The organism is Rhodococcus sp. 05-2255-1e (genome assembly GCF_002259025.1).
Taxonomy (GTDB): domain Bacteria; phylum Actinomycetota; class Actinomycetes; order Mycobacteriales; family Mycobacteriaceae; genus Rhodococcoides; species Rhodococcoides fascians.
Genome location: NZ_NOZE01000044.1, coordinates 1 through 23,156, shown reverse-complemented (window position 1 = coordinate 23,156; position 23,156 = coordinate 1). Strand labels below are relative to the sequence as shown.

The following is a 23,156-nucleotide window of genomic DNA, read 5'->3' as shown; positions in this document are numbered from 1 at the left end:
AGCACCGAATGCAGATTGACGGCCACGACGTTGAGGAAGATCCAGACGATGACGATGCCGGTCTGAATCGCCAGATAGCGTCCGGTGCCCACCAACCTTGCGGTCAGCCCGATCGCGATCCCGGTCGTCAACGTCTCTGCATACAAGAACGCCGAACGCATCCTGGCCCAGCAGCAGCCCGGCTGCGGCATCAGCTGGACCGTCATCGCCGGCATCGGCCGCGTCGAATCCACCCACGCCAACAACGGCAAGGTCGACGACTCGGGCGAACTGCACGAGCCCATTCTCGGACCGGTTCTCAACGGCACCCTCGCCGGCAATCAGGTGATTCGCGACACCGACGGCGGCGCGCTCGACGGCGACACCCAGTACGACCGCGCAGTCGGCCCGATGCAGTTCCTGCCCTCTACGTGGAACCTCTACCACGCCGACGGCAACGGCGACGGAGTCTCCGACCCACAGAACCTGTACGACGCGGCCCTGGCCACCGGCATGTACCTGTGCGACGACGGCACCAACGCCCGCGACCTGGCCTCGACCACCCGGGCAATCCTGCGCTACAACAATTCGATGGCCTACGTGGCGAACGTGCTCGCATGGTCGGCCGGTTACGCCACCGGCATCGTGCCCTCCTCGGACCAGCTGCCGCGGATTCACTGAATTCAACGCAGCACTAGATCGAGCTGCCCTGCTGTTCATCGGGACTCGGTGCACCGCATAGCATGAAGCAATGGCTGTACTGACCGAATCCGACGTTCGGACCGCGCTGACGAAGGTCATCGACCCCGAGATCCGTAAACCCATCACCGACCTCGGCATGGTCAAGAGCATCGACATCGCCCCCGACGGAGCCGTCGGCGTCGGCATCTACTTGACGACCTCCGGTTGCCCGATGAAGACCGAGATCAGCGATCGCGTGAAGAACGCCGTCGCCGACGTCGCCGGAGTCGGCACCGTGACGGTCGAACTCGACGTGATGAACGACGAGCAACGCACCGCACTGCGCAAGTCCCTGCGCGGCGATTCCGCCGAGCCGGTCATTCCCTTTGCGCAACCCGGATCGCTGACGCGCGTGTACGCGGTGGCGTCGGGCAAGGGCGGCGTGGGCAAGTCCAGCGTGACGGTCAACCTTGCCGCGTCCCTTTCCGCCCGCGGCCTGTCGGTGGGTGTGCTCGACGCCGACATCTACGGCCATTCCGTTCCCCGCATGCTCGGCAACGACGCGCGACCCACGCAGGTGGAGAAGATGATCATGCCGCCGCAGGCGCACGGCGTGAAGTTCATCTCGATCGCTCAGTTCACCGAGGGCAACACCCCGGTCGTCTGGCGCGGACCCATGCTGCACCGGGCCTTGCAGCAATTCCTCGCCGACGTGTTCTGGGGCGACCTGGACGTGCTGCTCCTCGACCTTCCGCCCGGCACCGGCGACGTGGCAATCTCTGTCGCACAACTGATTCCGAACGCAGAGATCCTCGTGGTCACCACCCCGCAGCAAGCCGCTGCCGAGGTCGCCGAGCGTGCCGGAGCAATCGCACTGCAGACGCGTCAGCGCGTTGCGGGCGTCGTGGAGAACATGTCATGGCTCGAGCTGCCCGACGGTACCCGGATGGATATCTTCGGATCCGGTGGCGGACAGGACGTATCGGATCGCCTCACCAAGGCTGTGGGCGCCAAGGTGCCTCTGCTGGGCCAGATTCCGCTCGACACCGCCGTCCGTGAAGGCGGCGACGCCGGCACTCCGATCGTGTTGGGCCACCCGGATTCGCCTGCGGCACAAGCTCTCGAGGCCGTCGCCGGCAAACTTGCGGTGCGCGAGCGCGGACTGGTGGGAATGTCGCTGGGAATCGACACAACTCGGAAACTGTAAGGCAGGCGCTTATACCCGACAAACGACGCGGGGAACAGGGTTGGAGCCTTATGATTTGCCTTCAATCCTACTGTCGATAGAGAGTGGCCTTCATGAAGAAGCCGCATCGGGTCAGGCCGGTCGTCGTTCCGGTACTGATCGCACTGCTGATGACCCTGCTGGGATCCGTACTCGGTCCCGCGCTGGCGTCGGCACAACCTGCCCCGCCAGCCCAGAATTACTCGATCGCGACAGACACCACGTTCGCGCCCTTCGAATTCCAGGACGAGACAGGCAAACTCGTCGGAATCGACATGGACCTGCTCGCGGCCATCGCCGTCGACCAAGGCTTCGACTACACCGTCGAGCAGGTCGGATTCGACACCGCACTCCAGGGCGTCACCAGCGGCCAGTTCAACGGAATGATCGCCGGCATGTCGATCACCGACGAGCGCAAGGCCACCTTCGACTTCTCCGATCCGTACTTCGATTCCGGTGTCCAGATGGCAATTCTGGATTCGAACGACGAGATCAAGGGCTACGAAGACCTGCGCGGTAAGTCGGTCGCGGTCAAGAACGGCACCGAGGGTGCGACGTTCGCGACGTCGATCGCCGATCAGTACGGCTTCACCATCCGCAGCTTCGACGACTCCGCGACCATGTTCGAGGAAGTGCGTACCGGAAACTCCGCAGCGGCCTTCGAGGACTACCCGGTGCTCGCCTACGGCATCACCCAGGGCAACGGCTTCAAGACGGTCACCGAGAAAGAAGCCGGTGCCAGTTACGGATTCGCCGTCGCCAAGGGCACCAACGCCCAGTTGCTCGACCAGTTCAACACCGGCCTCGAAAACCTGCGCGCCAACGGCCAGTACGAAGAAATTCTCGACACCTACCTCAACGCCGACGCGTCCACCGCCGACACCTCGATCCCCGGCCTGATCGCCAGCAGCTGGCAGTTGCTGCTGAAGGGTCTGTGGCTCACGATCGTGCTGACCGTCATCTCCATCGCCATCGCGTTGGTACTCGGCGGAATCTTCGGCCTGTTTCGCGTCTCGACCAACATCGTGCTCCGCGGCATCGGTACCACCTACGTCGACATCTTCCGTGGCACACCACTTCTGGTGCAGGCATTCTTCATCTACTTCGGCGTACCCGCGGCACTGAACTTCCAGATGTCGGCGTTCACCGCAGGCATCATCACACTCTCGCTCAACGCCGGTGCGTACATGGCCGAGATCGTGCGCGGCGGCATCCTCGCCGTCGACAAGGGGCAGATGGAGGCGTCGCGCAGCCTCGGCATCAGCTACCTCAAGTCGATGCGAAAAGTGGTGATGCCACAGGCAATTCGCACGATGATCCCGTCGTACATCAATCAGTTCGTCATCACGCTCAAGGACACCTCGCTGCTCTCGGTCATCGGCCTCGCCGAGCTGACGCAGACCGGTCGTCTGATCATCGCTCGCAACTTCGAGTCGTTCAACATGTGGCTCATCGTCGGCGTCCTGTACTTCATCATCATCATGGCTCTCACCAAGCTGTCGAACCGGCTCGAGAAGAGGATCAACAAATGAGCACCGAACTGACCAAGGACCTGCCGGTCGACAAAGGTCCGGGAACGAAGATCTCGATCAAGGCCCTGCAGAAGGCGTTCGGCGACAACACGGTTCTCAAAGGCATCGACGCCGAGATCGCCAACGGTGAAGTGGTCTGCGTGATCGGACCGTCCGGCTCCGGCAAGAGCACGTTCCTACGCTGCCTGAACAAGCTGGAAGACATCACCGCCGGATCGGTCGTCGTCGACGGAACCGACCTGACGGCGAAGAACGTGGACCTGGACAAGGTGCGCCAGAACATCGGCATGGTGTTCCAGCACTTCAACCTCTTCCCGCACATGACAGCCCTCGAGAACGTCATGCTCGCACCCGTCGAAACCAAGAAGATGACGAAGTCGCAGGCCAAGGACGCGGCCCTGCAGCTGCTCGAACAGGTAGGACTGTCCGAGCGTGCCGACTACAAGCCCGCCAACCTATCCGGTGGACAGAAGCAGCGCGTCGCCATCGCGCGAGCACTGGCCATGAACCCGTCGATCATGCTGTTCGACGAAGCCACCAGCGCCCTGGACCCCGAAATGGTCGGCGAAGTTCTGCAGGTACTGCGCGACCTCGCCAAGGGCGGTATGACGATGGTCGTCGTCACCCACGAAATGGGCTTCGCGCGTGAGGTCGCGGATCGAGTGATCTTCATGGCCGAGGGCGTCATCGTCGAAGAGGGAACACCCGACGAGCTGTTCGGGAACCCGCAGAACCCACGCACCCAGGACTTCTTGAACAAGGTGCTCTAGCCACTGGCCCGCCCACTCCTGCCGCCGCCCCGCCGCGGATCAATGCGCCTTTGTTGCACTCAGAGCGACTGAATCCCACATTCATCCGACGGGGGGCGCAGCGGTCGGGCGGGCGCAGCCTGCAGACTGGGTGGTTCGTCGGGCCGGTTGGGGCTATGCCTACGTGGCGTCCGCGTCGATGGGCGGGGTATCGCCGGCCGCGAGTTTCGGCTCGTTCTTGCTCATCGACACTCCACCCTGAGGAGCGCCGTTCTGCGGAGTCGGTCCGCCGACGTTCTTCGGCTTGGTGTCGAAGGGCTTGCCCTTGAAGGTGTCGTCCAGCGGGTTCTTGAAGACCGAGTCGTCGCCGTCGAGCAGGTGTTTGGTGATCACGGCTCGGGGTGTCATGCCGCGGAGTTGGTTGAGGTCGGCGAGGGGCTTACGCAGGTCCTCGAAGTCGGTGCCGAGCTCGTCCTTGAGTTGTTGGCTCGCGCCGTTGGCGTAGTCCTTGACCTGGCGGAGGGACTTCGACACCCAGCTGATGGCACCGGGGAGACGATCCGGGCCGAGGATGACCAGAGCTGCTACGAGGAGAATGACGAGCTCTCCCCAACCGATGTTGCCGAACACGGGTGCCAGCCTACGTCGTCAGTCGGAAACCGGCGTGACGGACAGGTCCACCAGCCGTCCGGAGCGGACGAGTTGCACCGGCACCGCCTGGCCGATCGTGGTTTCCTGCACCGCGACGACGAGCTCGTCCGCGTCCCCCACCGAGCGGTCGCCGACCTTGGTGATGACGTCCCCTTCGACGATTCCGGCTTGCTGGGCCGGCCCACCGGCCCGGACGTTGGCGACTTCTGCGCCGGCCGAGGTTTCGTTGATCACCGAACGCGCATTGATCCCGAAATCCGGGTGCCGCATGACGCCGTCCTCGATGAGGGCCTGCGCCACCTCGGTGACTTCGTCGACGGGTATAGCGAAGCCCAGTCCCACCGATCCGCCGCTCTCGCTTCGGATGGCGGAGTTGATGCCGATGACGCGACCTTCGAAGTCGATGAGGGGGCCACCGGAGTTACCCGGGTTGATGGCTGCGTCGGTCTGTACCGCGTCGATGACGGCGTTGGTGTCGGTGCCCTCCCCCGACAGCGCGACGGGGCGGTCGAGAGCACTGACGATGCCCGAGGTGACCGTCTTGTTCAGACCGAGCGGTGACCCGACGGCGATGACGTCCTGGCCGACGCGGACGTCGTCGGAGCGCCCGAGCTGAGCCTCGGTGAGGTTGCCGACGTCGGTCTTGAGCACGGCGAGGTCGGTCTTGGTGTCGCGGCCGACGATGCGTCCGGGCACTTTGGTGCCGTCGGAGAAGGTGACTTCGAGGGTCGACTTGTCCTCGTCGGATGCGGCGAGCGAGATCACGTGGTTGTTCGTCACGATGTAGCCCTCGTCGGCGTCGATCACGACGCCCGAGCCGGTGCCTCCGGTCTCGCCGAGGGTCACCTGAATGGAGACGACCGACGGCAGGACCTCGTCGGCCACCTTGCTGATCTGGCCGCGTGGGACGTCGTCGCCACTGGACTGGGTCAGTGTCACTTTCTGGCTGGTCAGTGCGCCGGTCACTTCGGCGGTCAGGCGGCCGAACAGTCCACCGACCAAGCCGATGACGAGGGCAAGGACACCGAGTACGACGAGCGCCCGCACGGATACCGATCGCCCGAACAAGACGTCGCGCACACCGAGTTTGGTTCCAGGAGGGAGTACAGGAGGTGGTGGGGTGTCGAGGGCCGCGCCGCCCAGCGACACTCGGGACGCGGGATCACGCCACGGATCGGCCGGGACCTGGGGGCCGGCGTCGGACTCGTCGACGGCGTCGGGGTCGCGCTGTAATGACTCGGTGGCGTCGTCGGGACGTCCGAAGGCCTCGGCCAGGACGGGGTCCGGCGGCCGGACCGACAGCCGGGAAGGCAGTTGTTCGTCGGGGCGACGTGGGGAGAACGAACCGCCGACGTCATCGGGACGTCCGAACACCGAGGCCGACACCGGATCGACGGTGGGCCGATGGACCGGACGCGGCGGCAACCGTGGACCTTCGTCTGCTGTGCCTGTGGTCTCGGTGCTGGTCGAATTCGATGTCACGCGTCCGGTTACCCCTCGCATACGTCGGTGTGAGAGTTCAGTATCACTCGAGCGGTCGGGGCAGCTCGATGCAGGTGAGGACTCGTCGGGCAGAAAACGCGGCGGTCAGCGTCGACGACGGCGCACGGCCTCGACGGACGCCATGAACGAACGCTTGGATCGAGCGGGCCCGTCTTCGCCTGCACAGGACGGAATTTGGCTCAGCAAACCGAGGAGCGAATGTGGCATCGACATCTCGCCTGCTCCGCGGAGCGCTCGACGCGCCTGCTGCTGCGCCTCGACCTCGGCCGAGCATTCCGGGCATTCGGAGAGGTGATGAGCGGCGCGGAGGTGAGCGGGCATTCGTAGCTCACCATCGACGTAGGCTGCGACGGCTTCACTGGCCAGATGTTCGGTGGAGCTGAATTGCCGAGGCTTGCGTGCCTGCGTCATCCAACCCTCCTCGTAGCTAGTGGACACTTGCGTGACCCGAGTCGACCTTCCCGTGCACTCGAAGGTACTCCCGTAGCGCGTGACGGCCACGGTGAATGCGACTACGAACCGTTCCGAGCTTGACGCCCAGTGTCGCACCGATCTCTTCGTACGACAGTCCTTCGATATCGCACAACACGATTGCGGCGCGAAACTCGGGTGCCAGCGAATCGAGCGCAGACTGCAGATCCGGGTCGAGGCGAGCGTCGTGGTAGATCTGCTCGGGGTTGGGCCGGTCCGACGGAACGCGGTCGTAGTCCTCGGGCAGTGCTTCCATGCGGATACGGCTGCGGCGACGAACCATGTCGAGGAACAGGTTGGTCGTGATGCGGTGCAGCCAGCCCTCGAACGTTCCCGGCTGGTAGTTCGACAGGGAGCGGAACACGCGGATGAAGGTGTCCTGAGTCAGGTCCTCGGCGTCCTGGGCATTGCCGGAGAGGCGGTACGCGAGTCGGTAGACGCGGTCGCCGTGTTCGCGAACGAGCTCGTCCCAGGACGGCATGGTGGAGTTCTCGCCGGTCGCATCGAACACTGCGGTGCCGCTGAGGTCGTCGGGGGTGGGCACGGACTCGGGTAGACGAGCGATGTCGCGATCGCCGTTGATCTTGTAAATAGTTGGATCCTCCTGCTCAGGACTGCGTACGTCCTTCTGATGCAACCGACGACTACCCTCGGATGTTCCAGCTCACACTTCGCAATCGAGACGGACCTGCGATTCCTCCATAGCCTGACCGACCCGCGTGTGGGTCCGGTATGAATCACCTGAGGCCCACCTGAGAATGTGTGCGTGAGATCGAGCCCCGGGCACGATAACCTCGGGACGTGCCGACCAACGCCGAGAAGATGCTCGCTTATGCCGAAGACTCCGCTCAGGAGGACGAGGTTCTGATCGCAGCCAGAGAGCGAGCCGTCGACCTCGGTGCCGCTCCGGTGCCGCCGTCCGTCGGTGCCATCCTGAGCATCTTCACTCAGATGCTCGGCGCGAAGACGGTCGTCGAAATCGGAACGGGCGCGGGAATCAGCGGTCTGTGGTTGCTCGACGGGATGCGAGCGGACGGTGTGCTGACCACCATCGACACCGAGCCCGAACACCAGCGGGCAGCGCGAGAAGCATTCCGGGCAGGAGGAATTGCGCCGTCCCGCACCCGGCTGATCAACGGCTGGGCGTTGGACGTACTCCCCCGCTTGGCCGATGACACCTACGATCTGGTCTTCATCGACGCCAGCCCTGCGGACCATCCGCACTTCGTCGCCGAGAGCGTGCGGTTGCTACGCCCCGGCGGAGTTCTGGTGCTGCACAACGCATTGCTGGGTGGCCGGGTTGCCGACCCGACTCAGCGCGACGCGACTGCGGTGGCCGTTCGATCGGCCGCGCGAGCCATCGCCGAGGACGAGCGCCTGACGACGGTGCTGCTTCCTCTGGGCGACGGGTTGATCTGCGCGTCGCGGGCGTGACCATGTGAGTGGAAATTCGTAGCACGCTACGAATTTCCACTCACATGCCGCAGGCTCTGCTCTAGATCCAGACGCCCTTGCCGACGGAGACGACTCCCCCGGCACTGACGTTGAAGCGTTCCCGGTCGCGTTCGAGATCGACTCCGACGATTTCGCCGTCACCGACGACGACGTTCTTGTCCAGGATCGCGTGCCGAACGACGGCACCCTTGCCGATCCGGACTCCGGGCATCAGGACGCTGCCTTCGACGGTCGCGCCGCTGTCGATCATGACGTTCGAGCTCAGTACCGAGTTACGGACGGTGGCGGCGCTGAGAATGCAGCCGGCACCGACGACGGATTCCTGAGCGAGGCCGCCCTGGACGAACTTGGCGGGCGGCAGATTCTCGGCCGATCCGCGGATGGGCCAGCGGCGGTTGTAGAGATTGAAGATGGGATGCACCGACACGAGGTCCATGTGGGCGTCGTAGAAGGCGTCGATGGTGCCGACGTCTCGCCAGTAGCCGCGATCGCGTTCGGTGGCACCGGGAACGACGTTGTCGTTGAAGTCGTAGACCGAGGCCACGCCTGCTTCGACGAGCGCCGGGATGATGTCGCCGCCCATGTCGTGGTCGGAGTCGGAATTCTCGGAGTCCGCCTTGATGGCATCGACGAGCACCTTGGTGGTGAACACGTAGTTGCCCATCGACGCATACGTGACGTCCGGGTCGTCGGGCGTACCGGGCGGCTGCGCCGGCTTCTCCAGGAACTGGGTGATCTTGCCGTTCTCGTCCGAGTCGATGCAGCCGAACGCGAATGCCTCGCTACGCGGAACCCGGATACCTGCGACGGTGACGCCCGCGCCGGAGTCGATGTGCTGCTGCACCATCTGCTCCGGATCCATTCGGTACACGTGGTCGGCACCGAAGACCACGATGTACTCGGGGTCCTCGTCGTACACCAGGTTCAGCGACTGGAAGATGGCGTCGGCGCTGCCGGTGTACCACCGGGGGCCGAGACGCTGCTGTGCCGGGACCGGAGTGATGTACTCCCCGGCGAAACCGGACAGTCGCCACGTCTGCGAGATGTGGCGGTCCAGGGAATGGGACTTGTACTGAGTCAGCACGCAGAGCCGGAGGTAACCGGCATTCACGAGATTGCTCAACACGAAGTCGATGAGTCGGTAGGCGCCCCCGAAGGGAACGGCTGGCTTGGCTCGGTCCGCGGTCATCGGGTAAAGGCGCTTACCCTCTCCGCCGGCAAGCACAATCCCTAGTACGTGCGGTTGTGTCCTCACCCACCCAACCTATCCGCACCGAGAGAACCTTGCTACCAGTACACGCACAACTGCCGGGGAATGTAGGTTCGTTCACGTGCGAGTAGCGATGATGACCAAGGAATACCCGCCGGAGATCTACGGTGGCGCAGGAGTTCATGTCACGGAGTTGACCGCGCAGCTGAAGTCGCTGTGCGAGGTGGACATCCACTGCATGGGAGCTCCGCGCGACACCGCACAGGTGCACGATCCCGATCCGGCACTCGCCGGAGCCAACGCAGCACTGACGACGTTGTCGGCGGAACTGCGGATGGCCAACGCGGCAGCGGGAGCGGACGTGGTGCATTCGCACACCTGGTACACCGGGCTCGCCGGCCACCTCGCGGCCGAGCTGTACGGAGTTCCGCACATTCTCACCGCGCACTCGCTCGAGCCGCGGCGACCGTGGAAGGCCGAGCAGTTGGGCGGCGGTTACCGCATTTCGTCGTGGTCGGAGAAGAACGCGGTGGAATACGCCGACGCCGTCATCGCCGTCAGCGAGGGTATGGCCAAGGACGTGCTCGACGCCTATCCGCGCCTCGACCCGAGTCGAGTCCACGTGGTGCGCAACGGGATCGACACCGAGCGGTGGTACGCAGATCACGGCACGTCGACTCTCGACGAGATCGGGGTGGATCCCAGCAAGCCGATCGTCGCGTTCGTCGGTCGCATCACCCGGCAGAAGGGCGTGGGTCACCTCATCGCCGCGGCACACCATTTCGATCCGTCGATTCAGCTCGTCCTGTGCGCGGGCGCGCCCGACACTCCGGAGATCGCCGCAGAAACCGAACGCGCAGTGGCGTTGCTGGCCGAGCAACGCAGCGGGGTCTTCTGGGTCAAGGACATGCTCCCCACCGACAAGATTCGCCAGATCCTCTCCGCCGCAGCAGTATTCGTCTGCCCATCGGTGTACGAGCCACTCGGCATCGTCAACCTGGAGGCAATGGCCTGCGAAACCGCGGTCGTGGCGTCGGACGTCGGCGGCATCCCTGAGGTCGTCGACGACGGCCGGACCGGACGGCTGGTGCACTACAACTCGTACGAGCCCGACGTCTTCGAGCGAACCCTCGCCGACACCGTCAACGAGGTCGCTCTCGACCCCGCACTGGCGACAGCGATGGGCAAGGCCGGCCGCGAGCGGGCCGTTGCCGAATTCTCGTGGGCCTCGATCGCGAAACAGACCCTCGCCGTCTACAACGACGCGCTGGCGCGTCGGGGCTGAGAGATCTTTCGGTAGGTCGACACCGTCACCGACGCGGTGACCGGGACGGTGTCGGGCAAATCCTTCAACGCCACGGACCGCGCGTCGGAGTCACCGTGCCGAATCGACGGCCCCATACCGATGAGTTCCTCGATGTCGTTGTGCGAGAGCATCATCGAGTACTCGAGCGGGGTCTCGGCCACCGACTCGAACAGACCCGACAGCGACTCACCGAGCCGACGGGTCTTGTCCTCTTCGACGCCGATCAGCCCCAGCGGCCCGCGCAGTTCTCGCTGATGCCGCGACGTCGGCGTGACGACCACCAACGTGCCGTCGTCGCCGAGAACTCGATGCAGTTCACCGGCATTGCGCGGCGAGAACACACACGTCACCGCAGACACGGCACCCGCCCGAATCGGTAGCCCGCTCCAGATGTCCGCGACGACGCACCCGAGCCGCGAATGCGACCGCGCGGCTCGTCGCGCCGCGAACTTGGACACGTCCACCCCGACCCCCAGCGCGGCCGGACGCGCGTCCAGGACACCTGCGAGGTAATACCCGGTGCCGACCCCGACATCGAGGACCACGTCCGACTCGGGCGGAACAGCCGCCGACACCGCCGCCGCGATGGGCTCGAAATGACCGCCACCGAGGAACTTCTCACGGGCTGTGACCATCTCGGCCGAATCACCGGCGAACTTGCCGCCGTCGCCGGTCAACAGGCTGACGTACCCCTGCCGGGCCACGTCGAACGAATGACCACGATCGCACCACAGACTCCGATCGGTCTCACCGAGACCCAGGCCCGACTCGACCTCACGGACGCGGCACTGTGGGCAGACCAGCAGATCGACGACGTCGGTCAGCATCGAGCACCTCTTTCGTATCGAGACAGATTCTCCGCCACTCCCCCGGAAACGACCTGCCGATCACAACACCGCTGAACACAACACTGCTGATGACAACACAAAGCCCCGCTGGCCGGTGCGGCGAGCGGGGCTGAGCGATGATCGATCGACGTGGCGATCAGCCGGTGACGCCCTTCAGTTCGTCACCGAGTGCCGCGGCCTCGTCGGGGGTCAATTCGACGACCAAACGGCCGCCCCCCTCGAGCGGGACACGCATGACGATTCCTCGTCCCTCTTTGGTTGCTTCGAGGGGACCGTCCCCGGTCCGGGGCTTCATCGCCGCCATCCTCTGCTCCCTCCAGATCTGCGCCCACCTGCTCGGCGCCTCGGCCTAAAAGATAAATTCGTCGCGGGGCGACGGAGTGTCCTGTGCCATTCTTCCCTATCGCCGTCGATGGGGGGAACCTGAGTCGGTATTCGTGACCTGCACCCAACACCTCGACAGGTGATCGTCGACCATTCCGGTGGCCTGCATCAATGCGTAGGCGGTAGTCGGACCGACGAACCGTAGCCCGCGGCGTTTGAGCTCTTTGGCCAATGCCGTCGATTCGGGTGTCGACGCGGGCACGTCGGTGAACTCCGTGAGCCGCTGTGACCTGGGCTCCGGCGCGAAGGACCACAGCAGAGTGTCGAGATCGGTGTCGTCGAGGTCGACGATCGCGCGCGCGTTGCTCACCGCAGCCTCGATCTTGAGTCGGTTCCGCACGATCGACGCGTCGTTCATCAACCGCTCCACATCGGCGTCGTCGAAGCGGGCCACTGCGTCGGGATCGAACCCGGCGAAAGCAGTGCGGAAGCTTTCCCGCTTGCGCAGGATCGTGATCCACGCCAGGCCCGACTGAAACGCTTCCAGACACAGGCGCTCGTAGAGCTCATTGCGGCCGTGCAGCGGCTGCCCCCACTCCGTGTCGTGATAGGTGCGATACAGCTCGTCGTCGGTAGCACCCCACGGGCAGCGCAGCTTGCCGTCCGGCCCCGCGACTGCGCTCACCGTTCGTCCGACTCGACCGTGCCTGTGACGCCCGAACTATCCGTGAGGCCGGCACTGTCGGTGAGGCCAGAACTATCCGTGAAGCCCGCACTGCCGGGCTGCCCCGACAGCGGGGATCGAGAACCCGACTCCTGCGCCGCGGACAGCCGTGACCGCAACATGTCTATCTCGCCGCCCAGGCGCTCGAGAGCCCAGTCGACTTCGCTGGGCTTGTAACCCCGCAACGTCTGCTGAAACTTCAACGCGCGCACATCGGCACCGGTGACCCCTTCGGCCGGCAGCACTGTTGCGGTGGTTCCCTCGGGCAACGGCCCCAGCTCTTCACCGCGACCGAACACCGCTGCGGCGATGAAGAACAACGCCGCAGCGACGACTGCAATGACGATGATGTAGATCAACAGCGTCAACATGCCACGATCTTGTCACGGCTGTCCGACACGTCGGCTGGACGCACCTGGTGGTCGGTCAGATCAGCGAGTTCATCGCCGGTCGATCGGCCAACGACACTTCGGTCGAGAACGGCTCGAACGAATCCCCTGCCACGCGGAACTGCATCAGGCCGGCACCGGAATCGACCATGCCGCACCGGTTGAGCATCGTTCCGACGATCTGCCGACTCATCGCCCCAAGTTCGACCAGCGGCCGATTGCGATGCTTTCGCACTCCCAGGTTCACCTGTCCGATGGCCTGCAGACCGAGCCGGTCGTACGTGTCGAGAAGCAGGCCGATCTCCACCCCGTAACCGGGCGCGAAGGGCACCGCCGACAACAACTCACGAGTGCCCGCGTACTCCCCGCCCAGCGGCTGAATCACGCCGGTCAACTCCGGGCGCAGCGCCGCGAGCAAGGGTCGAGCCACCAACTCGGTGACGCGTCCACCGCCGTTGGCGTCCTCGGTGCCACTGACGCGAAGTGGACGTCGGTAGTAACCCTTGACGAGATGAATGCCGTCGCCCATCAGCAGTGGTCCCAGCAGTTTCGGCACGAACGCGGGGTCGGGATTGATCAGATCGGAATCGACGAAGGCGATGAGATCACCCGTCGACGCCGCGACCGATCGCCACAGCACCTCGCCCTTGCCCGGTACCGGATCGAGCCCCGGTACTGCCTCCTCTCGACTGATGACACGGGCACCGGCCGCTCTCGCGCGCACTGCCGTCTCGTCGGTCGAGCCCGAGTCGAGCACGATCAGTTCGTCGACGAGGCCACCGAGCAACGGGTGGATGGTGTCGATGACGGCAGCCACCGTCTGTTCCTCGTTCAGCGCCGGAAGCACCACGGACACCGTGCGGCCCGCCTTGGCGGCCTCGAGCTCGGCGATGGTCCATTCGGGGGTGTCCCAGCTGTTGGTCTCGGACCACATTCGGGTCACGTCCGTTCGATCGGCCAGTGTCATGCCAGCCCCCTGACCGTCCGCGCCGGGGTTCGTCGTCCCTGGATCGCTGCCACCATGTCGACGACTCTTCTGGTCGACGCAACCTCGTGCACCCGGAACATCCGGGCTCCGCCTGCTGCGGCCAATGCTGTCGCTGCCAATGTTCCCTCCAACCGGTCGGCGAGCTCTACCCCTAGAGTCTCGCCTACGAAGTCCTTGTTGCTCAGCGCCATGAGCACAGGCCACCCGGTGTTTACAAGAACGTCCACGCGACGCAACAACTCGAGCCCGTGATAGGTGTTTTTCCCGAAATCGTGGGTCGGATCGATCAGAATCGAATCCTTCTTCACCCCCTCCGCGACCGCGTTATCGGCAGCTGCGGTGACTTCCGCGACCACATCGGCCACGACGTCGGTGTACCGAACCCGATGCGGGCGGGTCCGCGGAACGGCACCGCCGGTGTGCGAGCAGACGATCCCGACTCCCTCGGCAGCGGCGACGCGCACCAACTCGGGATCGGCTCCGGCCCAGGTGTCGTTGATCAGATCGGCTCCCACCCTGCAGGCCAAACGAGCAACCTCGCTACGCCAGGTGTCGACACTGATCAACAGATCCGGATACGCATCCCGGATCGCTTCGACGAACGGCACGACGCGGCGGATCTCCTCCGCCGCGTCGACGAGATCACCGGGGCCTGCTTTGACGCCGCCGATATCGACCATGTCGGCACCCTCGGCGACCGCCCTGTGCACGGACGCCATTGCTGCATCGTCGGAGAAATTCGCGCCCCCGTCGTAGAACGAGTCCGGGGTGCGATTGACGATCGCCATGACCAGAGCTCGATCGTCGGCGACCGGCTTACCGCACAGAGTGCTCATTCATCCATAGTGGCATTTCGGCGGAGGTGCCCGAGCGCGATGGTGTCGGCACCCACATTCGCCCAGTGCCGGGCACCACGTCCGTCGGCGTCGAGCTCGATGACGTGGAACTGTTCGAGCGCAACGGACAGCCCCGAGGATGGCACGCCGAACAGAGGCGAGCCCGTGTGGGTTCCCTCCATCTCGACCCGCGCGGCGATTCGGTCTCCTTCCCCGAAGAGATCACCGATCGTCACGCGCAGGTCGGGCATCGCAGAACGGAACATCGCGATCGCGCCTTTGAGGTGTGCCGCCATATCCGGTTCGTCCTGTCCGAAAGCGTGCCGGTCGACAGCGCTCGGCGCGAGTGCTGCATCCACCGTCGAGAGATCACCCCGCCCGAATCCGTCCTCGAAGACCCGTCCCACTCGATCTTTCGCCTGTTGGATATCCATGACGCCCCGATTCGTTCAAGTGGCACTCGGATCAATATGCATATACTCGACCCGATGACCGAAAACGTCAAGAGGACCTACAACTCCGCCGTGCGGCAACAGCAGGCCGAAGGCACCCGACTCCGCATCATCGAGGCCGCGCGCGGACTCTTCCTCGCCCACGGATACGGCACAACCTCGGTCCCGTCGATCGCCGCCGCGGCAGGTGTCTCGGCGGACACCGTCTTCCACGTCTTCAAGAACAAGCGCACGCTGCTCAGAGAAATGGTGGATCTGGACATCGGCGGAGACACCGACCCGACGCCGATCATGCAGCGCTCATCAGCATCGGCCGTGCGCGACGAACTCGATCAACGCACGCAGCTCCGCATGTTCGCGTCAGGAATCGCCGAACAGGTCGCGCGAATCAGAGCGGTCGACGACATCTTGCTCAGCGCGGCTGCCGTCGACGAGGACATCGCAGCACTACGACGCGATATCCAGGACCGACAACGCAGATCGGCGATGATGCAGATCGCCGAGTGGATCGGGGCACGTGGAGATCTGGCCGTTGACCTCGAAACGGCAGGAACCACCATCTGGGCCCTGACCAGCCCCGAAATGCACCGAATGTTGTGCGAGCGGTCGGGTTGGACGACCGACCGCTACGCACGATGGCTCGAGGCCACCCTCGCCTCGAGCTTGCTGGTTACCCCTTAGGGGCCTTGCCGGCGGCAACCTCGTCGACGTAACCGTCGTAGAACTTCTCGTAGCCACCGGACTTGCCGCGCAGCACGTGGAGTTCGCTGTCACCGTCTTCCTGGAACCCCAGCTTGCGTAGAGCGACCTTCTGGCTCTTGAACGTCGAGGTCTGCTCGAGGCTGTCGACGATGCGAACGAACAGCGGCACCGCATACGTCGGAAGCTTGTCGTAGAGGTGCTCGGCGAACGACTTGCCGTCGAAGGACTCACCGTCGCGCAGTGTCACCGCAGCCATACCGGCCTTGCCGTCGGCACCCTCGATGTCGACGCCGTAGACGACGGCACCGTCCACTGCCGGGTGGCTACCGAGTGCACCCTCGACCTGGGTCGTGGCGACGTTCTCGCCCTTCCAGCGGAAAGTGTCTCCCAGCCGGTCGACGAATGCGACGTGCATCCAGCCCTGCTTGCGAACGAGGTCGCCGGTGTCGAACCACGCGTCACCGTCCTTGAACCCGTCGCGCACCATCTTCTTCTCGGTGGCCTTGTCGTCGGAATACCCGTCGAACGGTGCCCGGTCGGTGATCTTGGACAGCAGCAGGCCCACTTCACCGTTGCCGACCTTGCGGAGCTTGCCGTCGTGGCCGCGCTTGGCCTTGCCCGACTCTTCGTCGTACTGCACCACGGCATACGGCAACGGGCAGATTCCGGCAGTCTTCTTCATGTTCAGTGCGTTGATGAAGGCGATGTTGCATTCGCTGGCACCGTAGAACTCCGCGACGCGGGAGATACCGAATCGCTCGGTGAACTCCTCCCAGATCTCCGGTCGCAGTCCGTTGCCGACGATCAGCTTGACCGAGTTGTCCCGGTCGGAATCCTTCTTCGGCTGCGTGAGCAGGTACCGGCAGAGCTCGCCGATGTAGGTGAACGCCGTGGCCTTGTTGACGCGAATGTCTTCCCAGAAGTTGCTCACCGAGAACTGCTTACCGATGGCCATCGTCGCGCCGCCGGCGAGCACCGAGGACAGCGTCACCGTCAGCGCGTTGTTGTGATAAAGCGGAAGGCAGCAGTAGATGACGTCGTCGCCGCGCAGTCGCACGCCCATGTTGCCCAGGCCCGACATCGACTTGAGCCAACGGAAGTGGCTCATCAGGCTGGCCTTGGGCATGCCCGTCGTTCCCGAGGTGAAGATGTAGAACGCCTTCTCCTTGGCCTGGATCTCCGCGGTGACCGACGGGTTGGCCGTCGACGCCTTCGCGGCCAGCTCGCCGAGCTCCTTCAGCGGCAACACCGACCCGACCTTGGGCTCGCCGTCCAGAGAATCCAGCGCTTCCTGCGCGTTTTCGTCGAGGACCAGCACCTTCGCTTCGAGAATTCCGAGGCTGTGCTCGAGCACGTCGCCGCGCTGGTTGTAGTTGAGCATGCCTGCGGTGGCACCGAGCTTCACGGCAGCCAGCGCCGCGAACAGCGCCTCGGGGCGGTTCTTGCTCAGCACACCGACGACGTCGCCGCGTACGACACCCCGGTCGGTGAACACTGCGGCGTACTGATTGACCAGCGCGTTCGCGTCCTTGTAGGAGATCGACTCACCCTCGAAACGGACGAACGGTCGAGTGCTGTTCTTGGCTGCCGCGTCCTGGAAAATCAGTCCGATGGAGACCTTGTGGTCGGGCTTACGGGTGAAGCCCGCCAGCCCCTTGAGCAGGCTCGGCACCTCCGTCACCATTTTCGGCAACGCGACCGCGAGGTCGGTCACTCCGATTTTCTGACGGGCATCGACAGCCATGAGCTCCCCTTTGAGACGATGTGAGATAACTAACCCTACTAGAGAGTAACAACTTCCAGCACTTCGTCAGGCGGGCTCGGTTGGTGAACTTTCACAACGCGCCGCACACGTCCAGGGCCTCGTCGACAGAAGTGGTGCGCACGAGCGCGTCGAGGGCTCGTTGCTGCACGAACCCGGTGGAGCTCAGACCGTCGATCCACTGCATCAGGCCGTCGAAGTGCCCGAACGGATCGAGCATCACCATCGGCTTGCTGTGCATGCCCAGATAGCCGGCCGTCCACGTCTCGAAGAGTTCCTCGAGCGTTCCGATGCCGCCGGGCAACGTGATGAACGCGTCGGCTCGGTCCTCCATGATCTTCTTCCGCTCACGCATCGTGTCGGTGACGATCAACTCGTCGGCATCGACGTCGGCGACCTCGCGGTGCACGAGCGCTTTCGGGATGACACCGACGGTGTTGCCTCCGGCTGCGCGTGTCGCCGCGGCCACCGCGCCCATCATCGAGACGTTGCCGCCGCCCGACACCAGCTGCCAACCACGTCGACCGATCTCGGTACCGACCTCACGCGCCAGATCGATGAACGACGCGTCGACCGGTCCCGATGCGCAGTAGACACACACGCTGATCCCCGAAACGCCGACCGGCTGCACGCTCACTGCTGGGCCTCCCGGACGATGCGGACGGCCTCGTCGACGCTGTCGGTGCAATGGATGAGGTCGAGGTCCTTCTCGGACACCTTGCCTTCTTTCACGAGAGTGGTCTTGATCCAGTCGAGCAATCCCGACCAGAAGTCCTTGCCCAGCAACACGATCGGGAATCGTGTGACCTTCGCGGTCTGCACAAGTGTGAGCGCCTCGAAGAGTTCGTCGAGAGTACCGAAGCCTCCGGGCAGGCACACGAACGCTTGGGAGTACTTGACGAACATGGTCTTGCGCACGAAGAAGTATCGAAAATTGACACCGAGATCGACCCAGTCGTTGAGGCCCTGCTCGAACGGCAGCTCGATGCCCAGTCCGATGGAGTACCCGTCGGCCTCGCTCGCGCCGCGGTTCGCGCCCTCCATCACACCGGGACCGCCGCCGGTGATCACGGCGAAGCCTTCACGCGCCAGGGCAGCTCCGAGTTCACGCGCCCGCTCGTATTCGGGATGGTCGACGGGTGTGCGCGCCGAACCGAACACCGTCACCGCTCGCGGCACCTCGGCCAGAGCACCGAAGCCTTCGACGAATTCGCTCTGAATGCGCAGCACGCGCCAGGTGTCCGAATGGATCCAATTGCCGGATCCGCGTTCGTCGAGCAATCGTTGGTCCGACGTGGACGTCTCGGTGTTTCGACCGCGGCGAAGTACGACGGATCCCTTGTGTTTGGCGGGCTTTTCGCTGCCGATCTGTTCGTAACTACCTGGGTCGTCGACGCTGTTCATGGCGTTCAGGCTATCCGGCGGAGAGGTAGCTCCGTAGAACCTGTGTGACGTGGGTGATCTGTTCGACCGGGACGCGCTCGTCGCGCTTGTGGGCGAGGTTGGGATCGCCCGGTCCGTAGTTGACTGCGGGTATGCCGAGGGCGGAGAACCGGGAGACGTCGGTCCAGCCGTACTTGGCCCGGAACTGTCCTCCCGCTGCCTCGATGAGGGCAGCGGCAGCAGGCTGGTTCAGACCGGGCAGCGCACCCGGTGACGAGTCGGTCACCTCGAACCCGAGATCGAGTCCGTCGACCACCTCACGGACATGCTCGACGGCCTCGTCGACACTGCGGTCCGGTGCGAAACGGAAATTGACGTCGAGCTCGGCGGCATCGGGGACAACATTGCCCGCCACCCCGCCTGCGATCCGAACTGCTTGCAGCCCTTCGCGATATACACATCCATCGATATCGACGCTGCGAGCGTGGTAGGCCGCCAGCCGATTGAGCACCGCACCGAACTTGTGAATGGCGTTGTCGCCCAGCCAGGATCGGGCACTGTGCGCTCGGGTTCCCGACGCCGTCAGCCGAACACGCAGTGTCCCTTGGCAACCGGCTTCGATGAACCCGCCGGACGGTTCGCCCAGAATCGCGACATCGGCGTTCAGCCATTCGGGTAGCTCACGTTCGATGCGACCGAGACCGTTGCGTGAGGCAGCAATCTCCTCGCAGTCGTAGAACACCAGAGTCAGGTCGTGTGCCGGGTTGTCGATCGTCGCGGCGAGGTGAAGAAACACCGCATCGCCCGACTTCATGTCGACGGTCCCGCAGCCGTGCAGGATGTCCCCCTCGGCGCTCTCGTGCTCGCGCCTCGACGGGACGTTGTCGGCTATCGGCACGGTGTCGAGATGACCGGCAAGCATCACCCGTGAACCCAGCCCGCGGTTGGTTCTGGCCAGGACGGCGTTGCCGCTCCGAATTATCTCGAAGCCCGTGGTCTGCTCGCGAAGTGCCTGCTCCACCTCGTCGGCGATACGCGCCTCGTCCTCACTGACACTGGGGATGTCCACCAGCGCTGCGGTGAGGTCTATCGGGTCGGCATGCAAATCGAGCGTCACGGCGACAACCCTAGGCTTTGGGCCCCGGAATCTCGCGGACCACGCCGTCGAAGCCTGCGCCGAACAATCTTCCGCTCGAAAACCCCTGCTCGGAGCGACCGTAGGAGACGACACTGGTCAACCGAGTGCCGGTACCGATCACGCAGGTGACCCCCGGAGCATCGATGCGGACGACGGAACCGCCTGCATTGAGCGGTACCACCGGACGGCCGGCGGCGTCGAGAGTGAGACCGTCCGGGGCAGCCAACGAATCGAGCCCCTTCAGATCGAGCAGGTCTTCCGGTGCCGACGGATTCGCAATCGGGATTCGACTGACGCCCGCGTTCACGAACGTCCGAGAGACGTAGAGATATTTCCCAGCGGCATCGAGCACCGCGCCGTTGGCGCTCGGCAAGCGCGCCCAGCTCGGGTCGACAGAACCGTCGGGGCTGATGCGACCGATGAGCGAACCGAAGTCGTTGGTGGCGTAGACGGTTCTGTCGGCCGCGACCGCGAGTCCGTTGGCAGCACTGAGTCCCTTCGCAAAGGGAGTGACGGCAAGGGTGTCGATGTCGAGTCGAACGATGCCGGCGGCCTTGACGACGTCTCCGACGAATACACGGGGATCGGCACCGTAACCGACCAGGAGCGTCCCGTCGGGCATCCACGCCAGAGCTCCGCCGCCGCCGCTGGGAACCTTCGCAATGGGGTACGCGGGCTGTCCAGGTGCGTCGATGCGGTACACCCGGCCCGAGACGATATCGGTGACATACGCGCGGCCCGACCCATCGACGGCAAGCCCCTCCAGCGCAGCCCCCGGAATTTTCGCGACCTCTGCCGACTTCCCGCCGACTCCAGCGCAGTCCGGTGCGGCAGCTGCGGTGCCGGAACCGGCAACTACGCCGGTCACCGCCAGGAGTGATGCAGCGACCACCGAGATTATCGAACGCATAGCTATTGACCTGCTCGAACTCACGGAATCCCCCGCCTACGGCGACCCCCTGTCAGCCGATGGGCATTTCTACCACGCCTCGGCGACAACCAAGCCGAAAGCGACTCCGAGAATGATGGTCGAAGCGAAGGTTGCCACCAACCCGGTGAACGACATCCCGTCGGCCATCATCGACACTGCTCCTCTTCCGTGCGAAATCCTGCGGGTGGTCATTGTCGTCACTCTGTCAGCCCACCGGCCCCGGGCCGGTCTCCGCGAATCCCGATGTGGTCACGCTCGTCAGTCGAACGGATAACGAACCGCCGTCGTGACCGAACCGGCGACTACCGCCGGTCGGTATGCCCGGAAATCACCTGGGAACCTGCGGCGCCCAGTCACCGAACCACGCACGACGCACCACCGCGTATTCTTCGAGCCGTGAGTGCACAGGGAGCAACAGCAGTAGGTATTGCCAACATCACGACGTCGGGCGTAGTTCTCGACACCTGGTTTCCGAGCCCGGAGTTCGGGTCGGGACTCGAGGCCGGCACGACTCGACTCGAAGGATCCGACATCCCCGCGGAGCTGGCCGCGCTGGTCGGTGCGGACGAGGCGCGCGGCGTCGAGGTCGTCGCAGTGCGCACCAACATCGCATCTCTGGACGATGCTCCGATCGACGCCCACGACGCGTACCTACGACTGCATCTGCTGTCGCATCGCCTGGTCGAGCCGCACGGTCAGAATCTCGACGGGCTGTTCGGACTGCTCTCCAACGTCGTCTGGACCAACTTCGGACCCGCAGCGGTCGAGGGCTTCGAGACTGTGCGTGCGAAGCTGCGTGCCCGCGGCCAGGTGACGGTGTACGGCGTGGACAAGTTCCCGCGTCTGGTCGATTACGTCGTTCCCACCGGCGTCCGCATCGCCGACGCCGACCGTGTGCGTCTCGGTGCTCATCTGGCCAGTGGAACGACGGTTATGCACGAGGGCTTCGTCAACTTCAATGCAGGCACGCTCGGTAACTCGATGGTCGAGGGACGCATCTCGGCGGGCGTCGTGGTGGGTGACGGTTCCGACGTGGGCGGCGGTGCGTCGATCATGGGCACGCTGTCCGGTGGCGGCAAGAACGTCATCTCCGTCGGCAAGAGCTGCCTGCTCGGTGCCAACTCCGGACTCGGCATTTCACTCGGTGACGACTGCGTCGTCGAGGCGGGGCTGTACATCACCGCCGGAACGAAGGTCAGTGGACCGGATGGAACTGTGGTGAAGGCGGCGACGCTGAGCGGCAAGTCCAACCTCCTGTTCCGTCGTAACTCGCTCTCGGGTGCGGTCGAGGTTGTGCCGTGGAAGGGCACCGGCGTCGAGCTGAACGCTGCGCTGCACGCCAACGACTGAGAGCCTGATCGACTCCAATCGATTGGTCGGACAATCTCTTCCAGCCCCGCACCGTGTTTTCGGTGCGGGGCTGGTCTCGATTTCGATAGCTATGCGATGTGGGGGCCGGCTCGGGCGTGGGATTGTCGGGGTTGTCGGTAGGGGTCGACGGATGCCGGCGGCACGAACCACGGGTGCTGATCGGTGCCGATGAACACTTCCCAATCACTGTGGTGGATGAGTCGGTGGTGGAATCCACACAGGAGGACGAGGTTGTCCATGTCGGTGGGGCCACCATCGGTCCAGTGCCAGATGTGGTGGCCTTCGGTCCAGGCGGCGGGTTTTCCGCAGCCGGGGAACGCGCAGCCGTGATCGCGGGCAGTCAATGCTCGTTTCTGTTTCGCGGTGACGGTACGGGCGGTGCGGGCGAGGTTGAGTGGGTTGCCGTTCTCGTCCATGACGATGGCGGTGAGAAGGCAATCGCAGGCCAGTTGGCGAGAGGTGTTGCGGGAGAGCGGGCCCATCCACGGCAGCCAGCCGACGGTGGTGCCGTCGCCGAACAGGTCCCGATATGCGCCACGATCCGCA

26 protein-coding genes and 1 pseudogene are annotated in these 23,156 nt (G+C 64.5%); 8 read left to right on the top strand and 19 right to left on the bottom strand.

The features are described from left to right. Window positions 1-81 precede the first annotated feature (81 nt). The 4 genes and pseudogenes from CH262_RS25165 to CH262_RS25150 form a co-directional block, all read left to right on the top strand. Window positions 82-660: pseudogene (locus CH262_RS25165) on the top strand (lytic transglycosylase domain-containing protein); the annotation flags it as partial. A 70-nt stretch (window positions 661-730) separates the two neighbouring features. Beyond that, entirely contained in the window at window positions 731-1,867 is a 1,137-nt protein-coding gene (locus tag CH262_RS25160; protein WP_032365383.1) for an Mrp/NBP35 family ATP-binding protein, read from the top strand. Between the two features lie 92 nt (window positions 1,868-1,959). After that, complete coding sequence (locus CH262_RS25155) at window positions 1,960-3,417, top strand: amino acid ABC transporter substrate-binding protein/permease (protein ID WP_094718723.1); 1,458 nt, start codon at window positions 1,960-1,962, stop codon at window positions 3,415-3,417. Beyond that, window positions 3,414-4,187: an amino acid ABC transporter ATP-binding protein gene (locus CH262_RS25150; protein ID WP_051365249.1), complete on the top strand. Its 774-nt coding sequence runs from the start codon at window positions 3,414-3,416 to the stop codon at window positions 4,185-4,187. The genes CH262_RS25155 and CH262_RS25150 overlap by 4 nt, the downstream gene beginning before the upstream one ends. A 159-nt stretch (window positions 4,188-4,346) precedes the next feature. Here the strand turns inward: CH262_RS25150 and tatB are convergent, their stop codons facing one another. The 4 genes from tatB to sigE all read right to left on the bottom strand — a co-directional run bounded on the left by tatB (window position 4,347) and on the right by sigE (window position 7,374). Continuing rightward, window positions 4,347-4,796 carry a Sec-independent protein translocase protein TatB gene (gene tatB, locus CH262_RS25145; protein WP_094718722.1) on the bottom strand — a complete coding sequence of 150 codons (450 nt, stop codon included), beginning with the start codon at window positions 4,794-4,796 and terminating at the stop codon, window positions 4,347-4,349. Between the two features lie 18 nt (window positions 4,797-4,814). Continuing rightward, window positions 4,815-6,320 (bottom strand): S1C family serine protease, encoded by a 1,506-nt coding sequence (locus CH262_RS25140; protein ID WP_094718721.1) that lies wholly within the window; start codon window positions 6,318-6,320, stop codon window positions 4,815-4,817. 84 nt (window positions 6,321-6,404) lie between these two features. Next, window positions 6,405-6,731, bottom strand: coding sequence for a hypothetical protein (locus CH262_RS25135; protein ID WP_032365497.1), 327 nt, complete (start codon window positions 6,729-6,731; stop codon window positions 6,405-6,407). Window positions 6,732-6,747: 16 nt separating this feature from the next. Continuing rightward, a complete protein-coding gene (gene sigE, locus CH262_RS25130; protein ID WP_045840779.1) occupies window positions 6,748-7,374 on the bottom strand; it encodes an RNA polymerase sigma factor SigE in 627 nt (208 codons plus the stop codon). A 239-nt stretch (window positions 7,375-7,613) separates the two neighbouring features. Between sigE and CH262_RS25125 the strand changes: the two genes are divergently transcribed. Further along, entirely contained in the window at window positions 7,614-8,225 is a 612-nt protein-coding gene (locus tag CH262_RS25125; protein WP_032365496.1) for an O-methyltransferase, read from the top strand. A 61-nt stretch (window positions 8,226-8,286) separates the two neighbouring features. On the opposite strand, the gene glgC is transcribed toward CH262_RS25125, so the two are convergent. Then, window positions 8,287-9,501 (bottom strand): glucose-1-phosphate adenylyltransferase, encoded by a 1,215-nt coding sequence (glgC, locus tag CH262_RS25120; RefSeq protein ID WP_027498053.1) that lies wholly within the window; start codon window positions 9,499-9,501, stop codon window positions 8,287-8,289. A 76-nt stretch (window positions 9,502-9,577) separates the two neighbouring features. Here glgC and glgA point away from each other — a divergent pair, with 76 nt between their 5' ends. After that, a complete protein-coding gene (gene glgA / locus CH262_RS25115) occupies window positions 9,578-10,741 on the top strand; it encodes a glycogen synthase (protein WP_027498054.1) in 1,164 nt (387 codons plus the stop codon). Here glgA and CH262_RS25110 read toward each other — a convergent pair. From CH262_RS25110 to CH262_RS25080, 7 genes are all read right to left on the bottom strand, one after another. Continuing rightward, window positions 10,711-11,589 (bottom strand): putative RNA methyltransferase, encoded by an 879-nt coding sequence (locus tag CH262_RS25110; protein ID WP_094718720.1) that lies wholly within the window; start codon window positions 11,587-11,589, stop codon window positions 10,711-10,713. The genes glgA and CH262_RS25110 overlap by 31 nt on opposite strands. Before the next feature lie 157 nt (window positions 11,590-11,746). Beyond that, window positions 11,747-11,914, bottom strand: a complete 168-nt coding sequence (locus CH262_RS25105; protein ID WP_008714277.1) for a DUF3117 domain-containing protein — start codon at window positions 11,912-11,914, stop codon at window positions 11,747-11,749. A 96-nt stretch (window positions 11,915-12,010) separates the two neighbouring features. Beyond that, window positions 12,011-12,619: a DNA-3-methyladenine glycosylase I gene (locus CH262_RS25100; protein WP_048315932.1), complete on the bottom strand. Its 609-nt coding sequence runs from the start codon at window positions 12,617-12,619 to the stop codon at window positions 12,011-12,013. Beyond that, window positions 12,616-13,029 carry a DivIVA domain-containing protein gene (locus CH262_RS25095; protein WP_052055088.1) on the bottom strand — a complete coding sequence of 138 codons (414 nt, stop codon included), beginning with the start codon at window positions 13,027-13,029 and terminating at the stop codon, window positions 12,616-12,618. Before CH262_RS25095 ends, CH262_RS25100 begins: the two co-directional genes overlap by 4 nt. 55 nt (window positions 13,030-13,084) lie before the next feature. Next, window positions 13,085-14,014, bottom strand: coding sequence for a glucosyl-3-phosphoglycerate synthase (locus CH262_RS25090; RefSeq protein WP_027498057.1), 930 nt, complete (start codon window positions 14,012-14,014; stop codon window positions 13,085-13,087). Next, window positions 14,011-14,871, bottom strand: coding sequence for a dihydropteroate synthase (folP, locus tag CH262_RS25085; RefSeq protein WP_094718719.1), 861 nt, complete (start codon window positions 14,869-14,871; stop codon window positions 14,011-14,013). Before folP ends, CH262_RS25090 begins: the two co-directional genes overlap by 4 nt. Then, entirely contained in the window at window positions 14,868-15,305 is a 438-nt protein-coding gene (locus CH262_RS25080) for an ester cyclase (protein WP_051365250.1), read from the bottom strand. Before CH262_RS25080 ends, folP begins: the two co-directional genes overlap by 4 nt. 54 nt (window positions 15,306-15,359) lie before the next feature. Here CH262_RS25080 and CH262_RS25075 point away from each other — a divergent pair, with 54 nt between their 5' ends. Then, entirely contained in the window at window positions 15,360-16,004 is a 645-nt protein-coding gene (locus CH262_RS25075; RefSeq protein WP_051365251.1) for a TetR/AcrR family transcriptional regulator, read from the top strand. On the opposite strand, the gene CH262_RS25070 is transcribed toward CH262_RS25075, so the two are convergent. The 6 genes from CH262_RS25070 to CH262_RS27885 all read right to left on the bottom strand — a co-directional run bounded on the left by CH262_RS25070 (window position 15,994) and on the right by CH262_RS27885 (window position 21,431). Beyond that, window positions 15,994-17,769, bottom strand: coding sequence for a long-chain-acyl-CoA synthetase (locus tag CH262_RS25070; protein ID WP_094718718.1), 1,776 nt, complete (start codon window positions 17,767-17,769; stop codon window positions 15,994-15,996). The two genes, CH262_RS25075 and CH262_RS25070, sit on opposite strands and share 11 nt — an antisense overlap. A gap of 91 nt (window positions 17,770-17,860) precedes the next feature. Then, window positions 17,861-18,424 (bottom strand): TIGR00730 family Rossman fold protein, encoded by a 564-nt coding sequence (locus CH262_RS25065; protein ID WP_230074810.1) that lies wholly within the window; start codon window positions 18,422-18,424, stop codon window positions 17,861-17,863. Next, window positions 18,421-19,191: a TIGR00730 family Rossman fold protein gene (locus tag CH262_RS25060; RefSeq protein ID WP_045840749.1), complete on the bottom strand. Its 771-nt coding sequence runs from the start codon at window positions 19,189-19,191 to the stop codon at window positions 18,421-18,423. The genes CH262_RS25065 and CH262_RS25060 overlap by 4 nt, the downstream gene beginning before the upstream one ends. 10 nt (window positions 19,192-19,201) lie before the next feature. Beyond that, window positions 19,202-20,287, bottom strand: coding sequence for a succinyl-diaminopimelate desuccinylase (dapE, locus tag CH262_RS25055; RefSeq protein ID WP_032365377.1), 1,086 nt, complete (start codon window positions 20,285-20,287; stop codon window positions 19,202-19,204). A gap of 10 nt (window positions 20,288-20,297) precedes the next feature. Further along, entirely contained in the window at window positions 20,298-21,218 is a 921-nt protein-coding gene (locus CH262_RS25050) for an SMP-30/gluconolactonase/LRE family protein (protein ID WP_256988981.1), read from the bottom strand. A gap of 69 nt (window positions 21,219-21,287) precedes the next feature. After that, window positions 21,288-21,431, bottom strand: a complete 144-nt coding sequence (locus CH262_RS27885; RefSeq protein ID WP_179275110.1) for a hypothetical protein — start codon at window positions 21,429-21,431, stop codon at window positions 21,288-21,290. A gap of 204 nt (window positions 21,432-21,635) precedes the next feature. On the opposite strand from CH262_RS27885, the gene dapD reads away from it, so the two are divergent. After that, a complete protein-coding gene (gene dapD / locus CH262_RS25045) occupies window positions 21,636-22,589 on the top strand; it encodes a 2,3,4,5-tetrahydropyridine-2,6-dicarboxylate N-succinyltransferase (RefSeq protein ID WP_094718716.1) in 954 nt (317 codons plus the stop codon). Window positions 22,590-22,678: 89 nt separating this feature from the next. On the opposite strand, the gene CH262_RS25040 is transcribed toward dapD, so the two are convergent. Then, a partial coding sequence (locus CH262_RS25040) for an HNH endonuclease signature motif containing protein (RefSeq protein WP_143547170.1) occupies window positions 22,679-23,156 on the bottom strand: 478 nt, incomplete at its 5' end.

What these genes read in the sequence shown, in the direction of transcription:
- CH262_RS25160 (WP_032365383.1), top strand. Translation starts at nt 731, where the DNA reads ATGGCTGTACTGACCGAATCCGACGTTCGGACCGCGCTGACGAAGGTC.
- CH262_RS25155 (WP_094718723.1), top strand. Translation starts at nt 1,960, where the DNA reads ATGAAGAAGCCGCATCGGGTCAGGCCGGTCGTCGTTCCGGTACTGATC.
- CH262_RS25150 (WP_051365249.1), top strand. Translation starts at nt 3,414, where the DNA reads ATGAGCACCGAACTGACCAAGGACCTGCCGGTCGACAAAGGTCCGGGA.
- CH262_RS25140 (WP_094718721.1), bottom strand. Translation starts at nt 6,320, where the DNA reads ATGCGAGGGGTAACCGGACGCGTGACATCGAATTCGACCAGCACCGAG.
- CH262_RS25135 (WP_032365497.1), bottom strand. Translation starts at nt 6,731, where the DNA reads ATGACGCAGGCACGCAAGCCTCGGCAATTCAGCTCCACCGAACATCTG.
- CH262_RS25125 (WP_032365496.1), top strand. Translation starts at nt 7,614, where the DNA reads ATGCTCGCTTATGCCGAAGACTCCGCTCAGGAGGACGAGGTTCTGATC.
- CH262_RS25110 (WP_094718720.1), bottom strand. Translation starts at nt 11,589, where the DNA reads ATGCTGACCGACGTCGTCGATCTGCTGGTCTGCCCACAGTGCCGCGTC.
- CH262_RS25105 (WP_008714277.1), bottom strand. Translation starts at nt 11,914, where the DNA reads ATGGCGGCGATGAAGCCCCGGACCGGGGACGGTCCCCTCGAAGCAACC.
- CH262_RS25095 (WP_052055088.1), bottom strand. Translation starts at nt 13,029, where the DNA reads ATGTTGACGCTGTTGATCTACATCATCGTCATTGCAGTCGTCGCTGCG.
- CH262_RS25090 (WP_027498057.1), bottom strand. Translation starts at nt 14,014, where the DNA reads ATGACACTGGCCGATCGAACGGACGTGACCCGAATGTGGTCCGAGACC.
- folP (WP_094718719.1), bottom strand. Translation starts at nt 14,871, where the DNA reads ATGAGCACTCTGTGCGGTAAGCCGGTCGCCGACGATCGAGCTCTGGTC.
- CH262_RS25080 (WP_051365250.1), bottom strand. Translation starts at nt 15,305, where the DNA reads ATGGATATCCAACAGGCGAAAGATCGAGTGGGACGGGTCTTCGAGGAC.
- CH262_RS25075 (WP_051365251.1), top strand. Translation starts at nt 15,360, where the DNA reads ATGACCGAAAACGTCAAGAGGACCTACAACTCCGCCGTGCGGCAACAG.
- CH262_RS25070 (WP_094718718.1), bottom strand. Translation starts at nt 17,769, where the DNA reads ATGGCTGTCGATGCCCGTCAGAAAATCGGAGTGACCGACCTCGCGGTC.
- CH262_RS25060 (WP_045840749.1), bottom strand. Translation starts at nt 19,191, where the DNA reads ATGAACAGCGTCGACGACCCAGGTAGTTACGAACAGATCGGCAGCGAA.
- CH262_RS25050 (WP_256988981.1), bottom strand. Translation starts at nt 21,218, where the DNA reads ATGCGTTCGATAATCTCGGTGGTCGCTGCATCACTCCTGGCGGTGACC.
- CH262_RS27885 (WP_179275110.1), bottom strand. Translation starts at nt 21,431, where the DNA reads ATGACCACCCGCAGGATTTCGCACGGAAGAGGAGCAGTGTCGATGATG.